The organism is Luteibacter sp., assembly GCF_036500425.1.
Taxonomy (GTDB): Bacteria; Pseudomonadota; Gammaproteobacteria; order Xanthomonadales; family Rhodanobacteraceae; genus Luteibacter.
Window position 1 is genome coordinate 31,268 of the sequence record NZ_DASYCB010000074.1, and the last position, 17,994, is coordinate 49,261.

At 65.1% G+C, this 17,994-nt stretch carries 1 protein-coding gene (running past one end of the window); it reads left to right on the forward strand.

The window, feature by feature from the left end:
- On the forward strand, positions 1–17,994 hold the 5' portion of the coding sequence (locus VGN46_RS17985) for an amino acid adenylation domain-containing protein (protein ID WP_331645755.1). It continues 16,467 nt past the right edge of the window; 17,994 of the gene's 34,461 nt are visible here — the first part of the coding sequence; it begins with the start codon at positions 1–3; its stop codon lies off the right edge, out of view.

Here is a 17,994-nt window from a genome sequence, read left to right on the forward strand (position 1 = left end):
ATGAACGTCGGGCAGACTCCGTTGCGGGAAAACCATGAACCATCCAGCCGGGAGGACATCGCGATCGTCGGTATGTCATGCCGCTTCCCGGGCGCGCGGAACTACGATGAGTTCTGGAAGAACCTGACCGATGGCGTTTCCAGTGTCGGCGAGGTGCCGGCCAGCCGCTGGGACAAGGATGCGGTGTACTCCGCCGACGCGCGTGAGCCCAACAAGACCACCAGCAAATGGGGTGGTTTCATGGATGGCGTGGAGTATTTCGACGCCGACTTCTTCGGCGTGTCGGCCCGTGAGGCCGCGGTGATGGATCCGCAGCAGCGCCTCATGCTGGAGCAGGCGTGGAGCTGCCTCGAGGATGCGGGCTACGACCCGTCCGTGTTCAGCGGGACCCGTACGGGCGTCTATGTGGGCGTCTTTACTTTCGACTACCGGGATTACCTCGCGCGTGCGCTCGATAACGTGGAAGCGCATGTCGCGACGGGCACGCACACCGCCCTCATCCCGAACCGTATCTCCTATTTCCTCAACCTGCGCGGCCCGAGCCTGCCCATCGACACGGCGTGCTCCAGTTCGCTGGTCGCGTTACACAAGGCGGCGCACGCGCTGCGTCGTGGTGAATGCGATCACGCCCTCGTGGGCGGGGTCAGCGTGCTATGCAGTCCCACGCATTTCATCTCGTTCTCCAAGACCGGCATGCTATCGCCCGATGGCAGCTGCAAGACGTTCGATGAGCGGGCCAATGGCTACGTTCGCGGCGAAGGTGCCGCCATGGTGCTGCTTAAGCCGTTGAACAAGGCTGTTCGCGATGGGGACCGTATCCTGGCGGTCCTGCGCGGCACCGCGATGAACCATGGCGGGCATGCACGCACGGTCACGTATCCCGGCTCGCTCGCGCAATCGGAGGTGGTGGCGCATGCCCTGCGCGAGGCCGATGTCCCCGTTGGCACCGTGAGCTACGTGGAAGCTCACGGCACGGGCACGCCGAAGGGCGATCCCATCGAGATCGAAGGGCTGAAGATGGCGTTCGCGCGCGTGGCGGCGGAGCGTGGCGAAGTGCTCGACGAGCAGTCATGCGGCATCGGCGCGGTAAAAACCAACATCGGACACCTGGAGTCGGTGGCCGGCATGGCTGGGCTCATCAAGACCATCCTGTGCATGAAGCACAAGGTGTTTCCGCCGCTTGTGCACTACCGCAGCCTCAATCCGCGGATCTCGCTGGGGGACAGCCCATTCTTCATCATTGACAGGGCCCGGCCCTGGTTGGCGCGGGTTGGGGAAGATGGCCACGATGTGCCACGGCGTGCGGGCATCAGCTCGTTCGGGTTCGGTGGGGTGAATTCGCATGTCGTCGTCGAGGAATACCCTGCGGAAGACGTGATCCCGTCTTCGGCATCTCCCGCCTTGGTCCTCCTCTCCGCGAAAACGATGCCCGCGTTGCGCGAACGTGCGCGACAGCTTATCGGCGTTCGCGATGTCGGGCTGGATGATCTCGCCTATACGTTGCAGGTGGGTCGCCAGGCCATGGCGGTGCGCCTTGCCGTGGTCGCCGGATCGCTTGAAGATCTCCACGAACAGCTTGAAGCATGGGTCGCCGGAACATCGTCGGAGCGGGTGTTCGCCGGCCAGGTGCCGGCCGGGACGGTGACCGATGTGCTGGCTCCTCCGGAGGGCGACCTGTCCAGCATCGCGCGCCGGTGGGTGGAAGGGCAGGCGTTTGCCTGGGCCGCCATGCACACCCCGGATCGCCGCCGTCTGGCGCTCCCAACGTATCCGTTCACGCGGGAACGCCACTGGGTCGATATGAAGCCGCTGGCGACGTCGCAGGCAGCCATTCACCCGCTATTGCATCGGAATACGTCCACGGTGGATGGATTGCGTTTCACCAGCCGGTTCACTGGCGGCGAACCGTTCCTGGCCGATCATGTCGTACGTGGTGAGCGCACTTTGCCTGGTGCGGCACAGCTCGAAATGGTCCGTTGCGCGGTGGAACTCGCTTTGTTATCGCACGAAGCGCATCGCCTGCAGGACGTAGTGTGGCTTCGTCCCATCACGGTGGGTGACTCGGCGAAAGATGTGCACGTGGCGCTGTTCCCCGAAGGGCGGGATCGATTCTCCTTTGAGATACACGACGAGGACGTGGTCTACACAGAAGGTTCGATTGTCCTTGGCAGCGGACAAACGGCCCGACACGACCTGGCGGCTGTACGCGCACGTTGCACCCGTGCGCATCGCGATGCGGCGTCGTGCTACGACGTATTCGATCGCATGGGCCTGGTCTATGGTCCGGCGCATCGGGCTCTCGCTGACCTGCGCATCGGCGCGGAACAGGCCATGGCGCGGATCGTACTGCCCGAGGGCGCGAAGGCACATCGTGGCGAATACGGCATGCATCCGAGCCTGGTCGATGCCGCACTGCAGGCAGCGGTTGCCTGTGTCGTGGAGGATGCGGGGCGCTGGCCCGAGGCCCCTCTCGCGCTACCGTTCGCCCTGGACACGCTGGAGTGGCATGGGCCCTGCCAGGGCGACCTGTGGGCCGTGATCCATCGCACCACGGGCGATGCGATGCGCCGGTTCGATATCGATCTGTGCGATGACGAAGGCACGGTGTGCTTGCATCTTGGCGGGTTCTGCCTGCGCAGTGCGGCGCAGGATGGCCCTGGCGACGAATCCACGACGGCACTGTTGCGTCCGGTATGGAAGGCGCAGCCAGCCGAGACCCTGGTGTCCGTGGATGGCGTTCATCTCGTCCTGCTCGTCGGTACACAGGTGGCCGATGTGCAGGCACGCCTGCCCGGTGCGACCTGCATCGATATGGATGGGGGGGACGACCTGGCGCGGTGCTATGAAGCCGCTGCCATCACTGTGCTGGAGCGTGTGCAGGCACTCGTCGCGACGCCGGGACGGCATTGCGTTCAGCTTGTGGTTCCGAGCACGGGCGAAGCGCAGCTGATGGCCGGGTTGGGTGGCTTGCTGCGCACGGCACGACGTGAAAATCCCCGGATCGCCGGGCAGGTCATTGAGGTCGAGTCCGGGCAGGACGTGGCGCTGGCTGTGCTGGATAACCGGGACGACCCGGCCGAGCGTGTGCGCTATGTGGGGGGCGTGCGGCAGGTGAGCGAATGGGAGGAGATTCCCTTCGTCCCGAGCGATGTCTCGCCTTGGCGCCCGCAGGGCACCTACTTGATCACAGGGGGTGCCGGCGGCCTGGGGCTCATCGTCGCACGTGAGATTGCACGTGAAGCGTTGGGGGCGACGTTGGTCCTCACCGGGCGCTCGAGCATCAGCGACACAACATCATCTTACCTGGCCGAACTGCGTGCACTCGGTGCGACGGCGGAATATCGCCAGCTCGATGTGGGCGATCGCGAAGCCGTAGTGCACCTCGTGCGTGATCTGCCCCGTCTCCGTGGCATCGTCCACGCGGCTGGCGTGCTGCGCGATAGCCTGATCACCCACAAGACGGCGGAGGACGTGCGCGACGTTTTCCGTGCAAAGGTAGCCGGCACGCTGCATCTGGACGAGGCCAGCCGCGATCTCGATCTCGATGTGTTTATGTTCTTCGCCTCGACATCGGGTGCGCTGGGCAATGTCGGCCAGGCTGACTATGCCGCCGCTAACGCGTTCATGGACGAGTTCGCCCTCAAGCGGTCCCGCGAGCGCCGGGGCCGCACCGTATCGATCGATTGGCCGCTGTGGGAAGAGGGCGGCATGCGCGTCGATGCGGCGACGCGTCAGGATCTGCGTGTGCGCACCGGCCTCGTGCCGCTGCGTACGGTGAGTGGCTGCCTTGCATTGAAGCACGTGCTGGCGAGCGGGTTACCCCAGGTATTGGTTGCCGAAGGTGCGATAGGGCAGTTCAAGGCCAGCCTGACCCCTGTCGCGATGAGCCACGTCGAGATGTCGCAGGGTGCCGTTTCCGAGGAACTCAGCGAGAAAGCCACGCGCTATTTCGTGCGCCTGCTCGCCGGAACGCTCAACCGACCGGTACAGAGCATCGACCCACGTGCACGGATGGAAGCCTACGGCATCGATTCCATCCTGGTCATGGAGCTGACCCGTGCCTTGGAGCAGGTGTTCGGCCCGCTGTCGAAGACCTTGCTTTTCGAGTACCAGACCCTCGCCGAACTGGCCGGGCACTTCTTGCACGAGCATCGGCATCGCCTGGATGAGGTGCTGGGTGAGGCACCGGCGGCGCCCACCCAGAGTGCGGAAGCTCCCATAACAGTCGTGGCGCCGACGCAGCGCCGCCCGCGCTTTGGCACCGCGCAGAGGACCGAGCAGCCCGCGGGCGCGGTTGCGGCCACCGGCATCGGTGAGATCGCCATCGTTGGTGTCGCCGGCCGTTACCCGCAAGCCAGCAACCTGGAGGAGTTCTGGGCCAACCTGAGCCAGGGCAGGGATAGCATCACCGAGATCCCACGCGATCGCTGGGACCACGAACTTTATTTCGATGCCGACCGTGGCACGCCCGGCAAAACGTACAGCAAATGGGGTGGCTTCCTCGACGGTATCGATCTGTTCGATCCGCTGTTCTTCAACATCGCGCCGCGCGAGGCCGAGTTGATGGACCCGCAGGAGCGCCTGTTCCTCGAATGCGTATATGCGACGCTCGAGGATGGCGGCTACACGCGCGAAAACGTGGCTGAGGACGGCAACGTAGGCGTGTTCGCCGGGGTGATGTACGAGGAATACCAGCTCTACGGCGCGCAGGCGCAGGCACGGGGCGAGAACCTCGCCATCTTCAACAGCCCCGCGTCGATCGCGAACCGCATCTCGTACTTCTGTAATTTCAACGGGCCAAGCATGGCCCTGGATACCATGTGCTCTTCGTCGCTGACGGCGATCCACCTGGCTTGCCATAGCCTGCAACGCGGCGAGTGCAGCGTGGCCATCGCGGGCGGCGTGAATGCCACCGTGCACCCGAACAAATACCTGATGCTGGCCCAGGGGCGATTCATTTCGGGCAAGGGCCGCTGCGAAAGTTTCGGTGAGGGTGGCGAAGGTTATGTGCCGGGTGAGGGCGTGGGGGCGGTGTTGTTGAAGCCGCTTGCCCAGGCGAAGGCTGATGGCGACCACATCTATGGCGTGATCCGTGCCACGGCGGTCAACCACGGCGGCAAGACCAACGGCTACACCGTACCGAACCCGAACGCACAGGCGCGGGTGATCGAGCGCGCCTTGCGCTCCGGTGCTGTCGATGCGCGCCATATAAACTACATCGAGGCACATGGCACGGGAACGAGTCTGGGCGATCCGATCGAGATCGCAGGCTTGTCGAAAGCGTTCCGTCAGTGGACACAGGATAAGGGCTTCTGTGCCATCGGTTCGGCCAAGTCGAACATCGGCCACTGCGAGAGTGCGGCAGGCATCGCGGGCCTCACCAAGGTGCTGTTGCAGCTTAAGCATGGGCAGATCGCGCCGAGCCTGCACTCCAGCGTGCTCAACCCAAACATTGATTTCGAAGCGACGCCCTTTGTGGTCCAGCAGGCGCTGGCACCGTGGCACCGGCCGGTGATCGATGGCCGTGAACACCCGCGCATGGCTGGTATCTCTTCGTTTGGCGCAGGTGGCGCGAACGCGCACGTGGTGATCGAGGAATATACCGAGCCGACCGCGTCGCCCCTATCCGGACCGGCCCTGGTCATCCTCTCCGCCCGGCATGAAGATCGCCTGCGCGAGCAGGCGGCGCGGTTGCTGGCGGCCGTCGAAACGAACGCCGGGCTCGCGCTCCATGAACTGGCCTTTACACTCCAGGTGGGGCGCGAAGCCATGGACGAGCGTCTCGGCCTCCTCGTACATACGCGCGACGAATTGCGCGAAAAGCTCGCCGCCTGGCTTGCTGGCAGCACGCTCGTGGAGGATCTCTATCGCGGGCATGCCCGGCGGGGCAGGGAGGCGCTCGCGGCCTTCATCGGCGACGACGACGTGGATGCCATCGTCGACGCGTGGATGGCCAAGGGGAAGTTCGGCAAGGTCCTTGATGTATGGACCCGGGGCCTCGCCTTCGACTGGCGGCGCTTGTACGGTTCGCATCGTCCGCGCCGCACCAGCCTGCCGACCTATCCGTTTGCCCGTGAACGCTATTGGGTGCAGGTGGGCACGGCCCACCCGGCCATCGCGTCGGGGGCCGTGTTGCATCCGTTGCTACACAGGAACACGTCCGATCTGGACGGACTGCGCTTCGCCTCGCGGTTCAACGGTACCGAGTTCTTCTTTGCTGACCACGTGGTGCAGGGCCAACGGATGTTTCCGGCGGCGGCGCAACTGGAGATGGTCCGGCGTGCGGTGAGCGATGCGCTCGGTGAAGCCCGCGGCTTCACATTGAAGAACATCACCTGGGTACGGCCGATCGTTGCAGGGCCGGACGGGGTGGGCGTGCAGGTCTCCTTGTATCCCGAAGCCGATGGCGGCGTTGGCTTCGACATCTACGGCGAAAGTGACGACGCTCCAGTGTATGCGCAGGGCTCGGCTATCGAGTCTGCAGAATGGCAAGGGCCTGCCCACGATTTAGAGGCGCTGCGCGCCCAGTGCACGTCCGCCCGCTTCACGGCGGAGGCGTGCTACGACGCCTTTGGCCGGATGGGTCTAGATTACGGCGTGACCTTCCGTGGCCTGGCCGAGCTTCACGTCGGGCCGGGCGTGACGCTCGCCCGTATCGTCTTGCCTCCGGCAGCTCCCGCCGATAGCTATTTCCTGCATCCGAGCGTGCTGGACGCGGCGCTCCAGGCGACGCTCGGCGCGTCACTGGTCGCGGGCGACGATGCGCCGCGGGTGCCGTTCTCCCTGGGCGCACTCCAGGCACCACGGCCGACCCAGGAGATCGCCTGGGCGATCGTACGGCAGGGTGAAGGAGATACCGCAGATATCGACCTTTGCGATGCGCAGGGCGTCGTCTGCGCGCGCTTGACTCGCCTCGGCCTGAAGCCGATGCACCGCCGTGTGAGCGCGGAAGCGGTTTTCATGACGCCCGCCTGGATGCCGCGCGACGCGGTGCCGGCGGCGGGGGAGCCCCTCGCGACCCATCTGGTGTTGTCGTGCGGCGTGGATGCGGCAGAGGCACAGCGGGTGCTCCCGCATGCAACGTTCGTCACGTTGCCCAGCGAGGACGACCTGGCGCGCCGGTTCGAAGCGGCAGCACTTTGGTTGCTGGAAAGGCTGCAGTCGCTGGGCGTTGGCAGGCACCTCGTGCAAGTACTGATCCCCGCCGATGGGCCGGATCGCCTCCTGTCCGGGCTCACCGGCATGCTTCGCACGGCACGTCTGGAGAACCGCCGCGTCATGGGGCAGGTGATCGTCGTCGAGCCGGAGCTCGATGTCGGCCGGGCGATGATCGAGAACATGGGCGACGAAGCGACCTACGTTCGTTATGTCGCAGGTGTCCGCCAGGCCAGCGGCTGGGTCGAGCATGTGCCTGCGCAAAATCCCGCATTGCCCTGGAAGGATCATGGCGTCTACCTGATCACCGGTGGCGTCGGCGGGCTGGGCCTGATCTTCGCCAGGGCCATCGCCACATCGGTGCGCAACCCCGTGCTCGTACTGGTCGGACGTTCCGCCATGAACGCGTCGATGAAGGAGCCGCTTCGCCAGCTGGAAGCGTTGGGCGCCGTCGTGCGCTACCACGCACTGGACATCAGCGATGCCGGGGCGCTTGCCGACGTGGTGCGAGCCATTCCCGAGGAGTTCGAAAGCCTCGACGGCGTCGTGCACGCGGCAGGCGTACTGCGCGATGGCTACCTGGTGACCAAGACGCCGCAGCAGCTACGCGAGGTCTTCGCCGCGAAGGTGGCAGGCACGCTGAACCTCGACGCCGCCACGCGCGATATGCCGCTAGACACCTTCGCTTGTTTCTCGTCCATCGCCGGCGCCATGGGCAACGTGGGGCAGGCCGACTATGCCGCCGCGAACGCCTTCATGGATGCCTTCGCCCTGCAGCGTGCCGAACGCGTGGCGCGAGGTGAGCGTCACGGGCGCACGGTATCGGTGAACTGGCCGCTCTGGGACGAAGGCGGCATGCAGGCAGACGACGCGACGCGTGCCATGTTGGCAGCGCAATGGGGCATGCATGCCATGGCGACGGCGACGGGCGTGGCAGCGCTTACGCAGGCGCTGGCGAGCGGCCTTGGCCAGATGCTGGTGGTGCAGGGCAATGCGGCCCGCATTCGCGAGGTCGTGCTAGGTGGATCGCGTGCGGTCGAGACACCCGCGCAGCGCGAGCCGAACCGGCATATACAGGCCGGGGTCGCGGTAGTGGCAACATCCGCTTCGCCGGATGCCCTGATGCGCGAGCTCATGGGCATGGTGTCGTCGTTGATCAAGGTGAAGATCGATGACCTCGATGCCGACACCGCGCTCAGCGAATACGGATTCGATTCCATCTCGTTCACGGAGTTAAGCAACCTCATCAACCGTCAGTTTGGCCTTTCGCTGACACCGACGGTGTTCTTCGAGTACCCATCGCTGGGCGCGTTATTGGGCCATATGACGACCGATCATGGCGTCGCCATGGCGTCGAAAGCCGAGACCGTACAACCGAAAGAAGCGGCCGAAGCGGTGGCTCAAGTGCGCATCGAGCCCGAGATCACACCGCACAAGCCGGCCGCTCGTGCGCGCCGGGGATTCGCGACCGTGGCGGTGGTACCGGACAGGGATCCGATCGCGATCATTGGTATGAGCGGGCGCTTCCCGAAGGCACCGGATATCGACGCGTTCTGGCAAAACCTGCTTGAAGGACGCGATTGCATCGGCGAGCTTCCGCGCGACCGGGCCGACTGGAATGCGTGGTATGCCGACCGCGCACCCGAAGGCGGCGTGACGCATACGGTGCACGGCGGCTTTATCGAGGGCGTGGACGAATTCGATCCCATGTTCTTCGGGATCTCGCCACGCGAAGCGGAGCTGATGGATCCGCAGCAACGGCTGATGATGATCCACGTGTGGAAGGCGCTGGAGGATGCGGGGTACGCGGCCTCTTCGATCGCAGGAAGCGACACGGGCATCTACGTAGGCACGATGCCAAGTGGTTACGGCACGCTCGCCAGCCGTGCCGGTGCACCCATCGAAGGGTATTCGTCCACCGGCGCGGTCGCGTCGGTGGGACCCAACCGCATGAGTTACTACCTTGATATCCACGGCCCCAGCGAGCCGGTGGAAACCGCGTGCTCGAGTTCGCTGGTCGCGCTACGCCGTGCGGTGCTCGCTATCCAGCGCGGCGATTGCGCGCTGGCGATCGCTGGTGGCGTGAACACGCTGATCAACCCCGAACTGCATATCAGTTTCGCCCAGGCCGGCATGCTCAGCCCGGATGGCCGTTGCAAGACGTTCTCGGCCGAAGCCAACGGCTACGTACGTGGCGAAGGCGTGGCGATGCTGGTGCTGAAGCGCCTTTCCGCCGCCGAGCGCGATGGCGACGCCATCTATGGCCTGATCCGCGGCACGGCCGAGAACCATGGCGGCCGTGCCCATTCGCTGACCGCGCCTAATCCCAAGGCGCAAGCGGAGGTTGTCCGTCGTGCTTATGAGGATGCAGGCATCGATCCGCGCAGCGTGACCTATATCGAAGCCCATGGGACGGGCACGCCGCTCGGTGATCCGATCGAGATCAACGGCTTGAAGCACGCGTTCCACGAGTCGGATGTGAGCAACGCCGCAGAAGCGTACTGCGGACTGGGCTCGGTCAAGACCAACATCGGCCACCTCGAGTTGGCCGCGGGTGTGGCGGGCGTGGTGAAGGTGTTGCTGCAGATGAAGCACCACACGCTGGTGAAAAGCCTGCACGGCGAAACCCGCAATCCGTACATCGACCTCACGGGCAGCGCCTTCTATGTCGTGGATAGCGCGCGCGAGTGGAAGGCGGCCCCCGGCGTGCCGCGGCGCGCGGGCGTCAGTTCGTTTGGGTTCGGAGGCGTGAATGCGCATGTCGTGATCGAGGAATACGTGCCGTCTGCGCGCGTGCCGATGGCCGAGGAGCCAGCGGCGATCGTGCTTTCAGCACGTAACGAGGAACGGCTCCGTGAACAGGTACGCGACCTGATCGCGTTCCTCCCGACGACCGATGCCACGCTAGCCGAACTTGCCTACACCTTACAGGTGGGTCGCGAAGCCATGGAAGCGCGATTCGGTGTGGTGGCCGCGTCGCTGCCCGAGCTTCGGGACATGCTCCAGCGCTTCCTCGCGGGTGACGCCGCGCGCGTGTCAGTCGATGGCGAGCTGGCATCGCTGGTGCAGCGTTGGGTGAGCGGCGAAGCGGTGGACTGGCGCACGCGCTACAGCGAGCAAAAACCTCGACGCGTGAACCTGCCGACCTATCCCTTCGCGAAGGAGCGGTACTGGATCGCGATGAGCGCGCAGCGCCCCGGCGCCCACGCCCTCCATCCGCTGGTCCAGCGTAACTCGTCGACCCTTGCAGGGCCTCGCTTCAGCAGCCGCTTCGAGGGCAGCGAGTTCTTCCTGGGGGACCACAGGGTCGGCGAGCAGCGTGTCTTGCCAGGGGTAGCCCAACTGGAAATGGCGCGTTTCGCTGCAGCCATGGCATCCGAAGCCGACGAGCCGCTGCATCTGAGGGACGTCAGCTGGTCGCGGCCCGTCATCGCCGGTGATGCCGGCGTAGAGGTGCATATCTCCCTGTACCCCGAAACCGAAGGCGAGATCGGCTACGAGGTGCACTCCGGTGATGGCATGGTCCACGGCCGTGGCAGCGTGGTCCAGGCGCGACGCGATGGGCCGGTGATGTACGATCTCGATGACCTCAGGTCGGCCTGTGTTTTTGTGGACACCGCCCAGTGCTATGCCGTCTTCGACGCGATGGGCTTGCATTACGGCGAGGCATTCCACGGCGTGGCAGGCCTGTTCGTCAGTGAACACCTGGCGGTGGCGCATATCGTCATGCCGGCCGTGGCGCCCCAAAGTGGATATGGACTACATCCCAGCCTGCTCGATGCGGCCTTGCAGGCGTCGATCGGGCTGCGTTGGGGCGAGAAGGTCCCGAACCTCATGCTGCCCTTCGCGCTGGCATCGCTCGACGTGCTTGCGCCGTGTGCGGATGAGATGTGGGCGGTAGTACGACCCGGGGCGGGCGCACATACGGTCGATATCGACCTTTGCGACGCGCTTGGTAGCGCGTGCGTGCGTTTAGGGGGACTGGCGTTCCGCCCGACGGGATCGCCTGACAGCGGCCAGATGGTGGCAGTGGTTGAGGCGGCCACGGATGTGCTGGTGCCGGCAGGAGATGACGACGATTTCCAGGAACGCGCCACCCGCTACTTCGAGCGGTTCCTTTCCACGGCCCTGAAGCTCCCCTTGCAACGGATCGATCGCAAGGCGCGGATGGAAGCGTATGGCATCGATTCGCTGCTCGTGCTCGATCTCACGCGCCATCTGGAAAAGCTGTTTGGCGCGCTGCCAAAAACGCTGTTCTTCGAGTACCAGACGCTAGCCGCGCTGAGCGGCTATTTCGTGCAACACCATCGTGGCACGATGGCCGGGCTGCTCGGCGAACACCGTGCCGTCACGGCTGTCGCGCCGGCGAATGTCGCGGTCAAGGCTGATAAACCCACGTCACGCTATGCCCCCTCCCGGCTGCGAGAAGCCGCTCGACCAGGTGAAACCCGTGGCGACATCGCCATCGTGGGTATCGCTGGCCGTTATCCGCAAGCCGGCAACCTGGCCGAGTTCTGGGCCAACCTGAGCCAGGGCAGGGATAGCATCACCGAGATCCCTGCCGACCGTTGGGACCACACGCTTTACTTCGATGAAGGCCGCGGCAAGCCCGGCAAGACCTACGGCAAATGGGGTGGCTTCCTCGACGGTGTCGATCGTTTCGACCCGTTGTTCTTCAACATCGCGCCACGTGAGGCGGAGTTGATGGACCCGCAGGAACGCCTTTTCCTGGAATGCGTGCACGCCACGCTCGAGGACGCGGGCTATACCCGTGAGAACGTAGCCGAGAACGGTAGTGTAGGCGTGTTCGCCGGCGTCATGTACGAGGAGTACCAGCTTTACGGCGCCCAGGAACAGGCGCGTGGACGTGCCCTGGCGGTGCCTGGCCACCCAGCATCGATCGCCAACCGGGTCTCGTACTTCTGCAACTTCCATGGGCCAAGCATGGCGCTCGACACCATGTGCTCGTCGTCGCTCACCGCGATTCACCTGGCCTGCCAGAGCCTGCAACGCGGCGAGTGCACCGCGGCCATCGCCGGTGGCGTGAACGTCTCCGTGCATCCGAACAAGTACCTCACGCTGGCCCAGGGCCGGTTTATTTCGGGCAAGGGCCGCTGCGAGAGCTTTGGTGAGGGCGGCGAGGGCTACGTGCCGGGCGAAGGCGTGGGTGCCGTGTTGCTCAAGCCACTGGCCCAGGCCCAGGCCGACGGCGATCACATCTATGGCGTGATTCGTGCCACCGCGGTCAACCACGGCGGTAAGACCAACGGCTATACCGTGCCAAATCCCAACGCGCAGGCGGAGGTGATCGAGCACGCGTTGCGTGCCGGTGGCGTCGATGCGCGCCATATCAGCTACATCGAAGCGCATGGCACGGGCACGAGCCTGGGTGATCCGATCGAGATCGCGGGGCTCTCCAGGGCTTTCGGCCAGTGGACGACCGATACGGGTTTCTGCGCTATCGGCTCGGCCAAGTCGAACATCGGCCATTGCGAGAGCGCGGCAGGCATCGCGGGCCTCACCAAGGTGTTGCTGCAACTGAAGCATGGGCAGATCGCCCCGAGCCTGCACTCCCGCGTGCTTAATCCGAACATCGATTTCGAAGCCACGCCCTTCGTGGTCCAGCAGGCACTGGCACCTTGGCACCGGCCGGTGATCGATGGTCGTGAATATCCGCGCATGGCCGGCATTTCGTCATTCGGCGCGGGCGGTGCCAACGCACATGTGATCATCGAGGAGCACACCGCCGCCCGGCGAGTCACCGCCGAAGGTCCCGCCATGGTGGTGCTATCCGCTCGCGATGGTGAACGCCTGCGCGAACAGGCAAGCCGCCTCCTGGCTGCCGTGGAGGCCGACCCGGCGATCGGCTTGCACGATCTCGCCTACACCTTGCAGGTCGGGCGCGAAGCCATGGACGAGCGTCTTGCGATGCTGGCCCACTCGCTAGACGACATTCGCGCCAGGCTGGCCGCATGGCTCGCCGGCGATACGGTCATCGAGGATCTGCATACGGGGCAGGTCGGACGCCACAAGGAGGCTCTGACCGAACTGACCGACGATGCCGACATGGGCGGGACGCTGGATGCGTGGATCGCGAAGAGCCGGCATGGCAAGGTCCTTGCGCTTTGGGCCAATGGCCTGGCCGTTGACTGGCGGCGCTTTCATGGCACGAACACCCCGCAGCGCATCGCGCTGCCAACGTATCCGTTCGCTCGCGAGCGCTACTGGGTGGCGGTAGGAACAGAGATGGCGCCGGAGGGCACATCGTTGCATCCACTGCTTCATCGCAATACCTCGACGTTCGCCGTACAGCGTTTCACGTCGCGCTTCGATGGCGGCGAGTGGTTCTTCGCCGATCACAAGGTGCAGGGTGTTCGCGTACTGCCGGCCGCCGCACAACTGGAAATGCTACACCGGGCAGTGCGAGAGGCACTGGACGACGAAGCGATCCTCACGATAAAGGGCGTTGAATGGAAGCGGCCGGTCGTCGCCGACAGCGGCGATCTCGACCTGCATGTGTCGCTGACGCCGCGGGAGGATGGCGCCATCAGTTTTGAGATCCACGGCGATACCGTGCATAGCGACGGAACGGTAGAAGTCCTTCACGGTATGCGCGACACCCAGGTGCATGATCTCGATGCACTGCGGGCCGAATGCAGCGTGGCGCACCTGGATTCGACACAGTGCTATGAGCGTTTCGAGCGTATGGGAATCGCCTACGGCCCCGCGTTCAGGGCCTTGGTCGACGTGTTCACGGGCGAGGGCAAGGTACTCGCGCGGATCGAACTGCCCGCCTCGACGCGGCTTGATGATTACGTGCTGCACCCGAGCCTTATCGATGCGGCCCTGCAGGCTGCTATCGGCCTGGTGGAGGGCGATAGCACCTGGCTGCCAGCGTCGCTGGATGCACTGGAGATCCATTCAGCGTGCACACCGACGATGTGGGCGGTGCTCCGCGAGGTTCGGGACGCTGTGCTGGATATGGACCTGTGCGACAGCTCGGGAGACGTATGCGTCCGTTTCCGTGGCCTCGTCCTACGGCGAGCGCTGCGTGCGAACGCGGGTGGCGTCCTACTGGCCGCCCCTCAATGGACGGCGCAGGCGGTGCCCACCGAGGGCCGCGTTCCAGACCGGTGTCTGGCCATGCTATGCGGCATGGGGCACGTCGACATCCCTGGGGCGACACACGTGGCCCTCGATGACATCGTCCAGGCTTACGAATCAGCCGCCACTACGTTGCTCGCCTGGCTGCAATCCTCCGAACCCACGCTGGTCCAGGTCGTCGTACCCCATGACGGCATCGGTGAAGCGATGTCCGGCCTGGTCGGCATGCTGCGTACGGCACAACTTGAAAACCCCGGTGTTATCGGTCAAATGATTCGTGTCAGCGCGGGGGACGATGTAGCGCGGATTCTCATGGATAACCGTGGCGCCCCGTCCGCTTCCTTGCGCTACATCGGTGGCGTGCGCCAGGTGGCGACCTGGGCCGAGGCGACGTTCCCGCCGCAACCCGCCCCGCTCTGGAAGTCCGGCGGCACCTACCTCATCACGGGTGGCGCGGGTGGTCTGGGCTTGATCGTCGCGCACGACATCGCACGGCACGCCCCGGGGGCGGTGCTCGTCCTCACGGGCCGGTCGCCGCTTGACGACATCATCGGTGCGCAACTCGCGGTGCTTACGGCAAGCGGTGTCGCGGCACACTACCGCCAGCTTGATGTCGGCGATCGGGAAGCCGTACTGGCATGCGTTCGCGAAACAGCCGATGCGTTCGGTTTGAGCGGCATCATCCATAGCGCGGGCGTGCTGCGCGACAGCTTCATCATCCGCAAGACACCCGGTGAAATGAGCGAGGTGTTGCGCGCCAAAGTGGCGGGTACCTTGTATCTGGACGAAGCCAGTCGCGATCTGCCGCTGGACGGCTTCATCTGTTTCTCGTCCATCGCCGGTACACGCGGCAATCTGGGCCAGGCCGACTACGCGGCAGCCAATGCGTTCATGGATGCGTTTGCGCACTACCGCGCGGAGCAGGTGACTCAAGGACAGCGCCATGGGCACACCCTGTCGGTGAACTGGCCGCTTTGGGAAGAGGGCGGCATGCGTGTCGACGATGCGACGCGCCGCTATCTTGCGCATGAGATCGGCATGACGCCGCTGCGCACCGAGGCTGGCCTCGTCGCGCTCGCCCAGGCGATGGCGGCGAAGGTACCCCAGGTGCTCGTGGCGCAAGGCGACCTGGCGCGCTTGCGTGAGGTGCTCCTGAGCGACGTGCCCGAAGCCGTCGCGGCCGTGTCCGTGGCCGCGGTCCCTGTTGAAACCGTGGCGGATGATCTGCGCGAACGTACCGGGCGGTACCTCGCGCGCCTGCTCGCGGCTACCTTGAAACTGCCGCCGGAGCGCATCGACATCCAGGCTCGGCTGGAGGCCTACGGCATCGACTCGGTGATGACACTGGAGCTCACGGCAGGGCTCGAGCAGGCGTTCGGCCCGCTGCCGAAGACGCTGTTCTTCGAGTACCAGACCATTGCCGCGCTGTCCGGGTATTTCCTGAAGGCGCATCGCGATGCGCTGGTCGCGACGCTTGGGCAAACGACCACGGCGCGCACCGTGGTGCAAGAGGGTCGGGCGAAGCTAGCCCGGCACCGTACACGCATGGCGTCCCGTTCAGCGCCTGTCACCGATGACGGCATCGCGATCATTGGCGTTGCCGGACGCTACCCCGAGGCGGATGACCTGGAAGCGTTCTGGACCCATCTTAGCCAGGGCCGCGATTGCATCACCGAGGTGCCGATGGAGCGTTGGGATCACGCCCGCTATTTCGACCCAGACCCTAATGCACCCGGCAAAACCTACGGCAAGTGGGGTGGCTTCCTCGATGGTGTCGATCAATTCGATCCGCGCTTCTTCAACATCTCGCCGCGCGAAGCCGAACTGATGGACCCGCAGGAACGCCTGTTCCTCGAATGCGTACACGCTACGCTCGAGGATGCCGGGTACACGCGCGACACCGTGGCCGACGACGGCAACGTGGGTGTGTTTGCCGGGGTGATGTACGAGGAGTACCAGCTCTACGGCGCGCAGGAGCAGGCGCGCGGGCACTTCATCGCCGCGCCCGGGAGCCCTGCGTCGATCGCCAACCGTATTTCGTACTACTTCGATTTCAACGGGCCGAGCATGGCCCTGGATACCATGTGCTCGTCATCACTGACGGCGATCCACCTTGCCTGCGAAAGCCTGGCGCGTGGTGGTTGCGCCGTGGCGGTCGCCGGCGGCGTGAATGTCTCGGTGCACCCGAACAAATACCTTGTACTGGCCCAGGGCAAGTTCATCTCGGGCAAGGGGCGCTGCGAGAGTTTCGGCGAAGGCGGCGAAGGTTACGTGCCGGGTGAGGGCGTGGGTGCGGTGTTGTTGAAACCGCTGGCCCAGGCCAGGGCCGATGGCGATCATATCTACGGTGTGATCCGCGCCACCGCCATCAACCACGGCGGCAAGACCAACGGCTACACCGTGCCGAACCCGAACGCACAGGCCCGGGTCGTCGAGCGGGCCTTGCGCGCCGCGCGTATCGATGCGCGCCACGTGAGCTACATCGAGGCTCACGGCACGGGCACAAGCCTCGGTGATCCCATCGAGGTGGCGGGACTTGCCAAGGCCTTCGGCGAGTGGACGCAGGATACGGGTTTCTGCGCTATCGGTTCGGCCAAGTCGAACATCGGCCATTGCGAAAGCGCGGCGGGTATCGCCGGGGTCACCAAGGTCCTGTTGCAGCTCAAGCATGGGCAGATCGCACCGAGCCTGCATTCGCAGGTACTGAATCCCCATATCGCGTTCGACACCACGCCGTTCGTGGTGCAGCAGACATTGGCGCCGTGGACACGTCCCGTGATTGACGGTCGCGAGTACCCGCGTATTGCCGGTATCTCGTCATTCGGCGCGGGTGGCGCGAACGCACACGTGCTGATCGAAGAGTATGCCGACACGGCGCAGGCCATGCAGACCGGCCCCGCGATGGTGGTGCTCTCGGCACGCGACGAAGGACAGCTGAAGGAACGTGTTCGCGCATTGTTGGCCCGCCTCGGCAGCGATACGTCGCTGGCCGAGCTTGCCTACACCCTGCAAGTGGGGCGTGACGCGATGGATGAGCGCCTGGCCCTGGTGGTGGATTCGATCGACACGTTGCGCGACAAGTTGGCAGCGTGGCTGGATGGCGCTGCGGATATCGACGATCTGTATCGCGGGCAGGCAAGGCGCGGCAAGGCCGCCCTGGCCTCGCTTGCTGCGGACGACGACATGGCCGGTACCGTGGACGCGTGGCTGGCCAAGGGCAAGTACGGCCGCTTGCTCGATCTGTGGACCCAGGGCCTCACGTTCGACTGGCGGCGGCTCCATGGAGCGAACCCGCCACGGCGTATCAGCTTGCCGGGTTATCCGTTCGCGCGTGAGCGGTACTGGATACCGATGGGCGAAGCGGAGACTCCGCCCAAACCTGAACCTCCGTCGCCGCCGTCACGGCCGATCATGTCCTCGGAGCCTACCGAAGTCATCTCGTTCCAGCCGGTATGGACCATGGAGCCCGAACGCGCCTGGCATGCCGAGGATACGTTCGCGTCGCGGCAGGTGTGGGTCCCCAACGCCGATGCCGACTTCGAAACCGTGGCGCTCGAATTGCTTGAGCGTCTCCAGGCCGCGGCAGGCCAACCGGGCCGGCATCTGATCCAGGTGGTCGTCCCGCGCGACGGACTCCAGGCCGGACTTGCCGGCATGCTGCGCACGGCAACGCTGGAGAACACGCGCCTGGTCGGGCAATTGATCCAGGTGGAGCCGGGGCAGGATGTGCCCGTC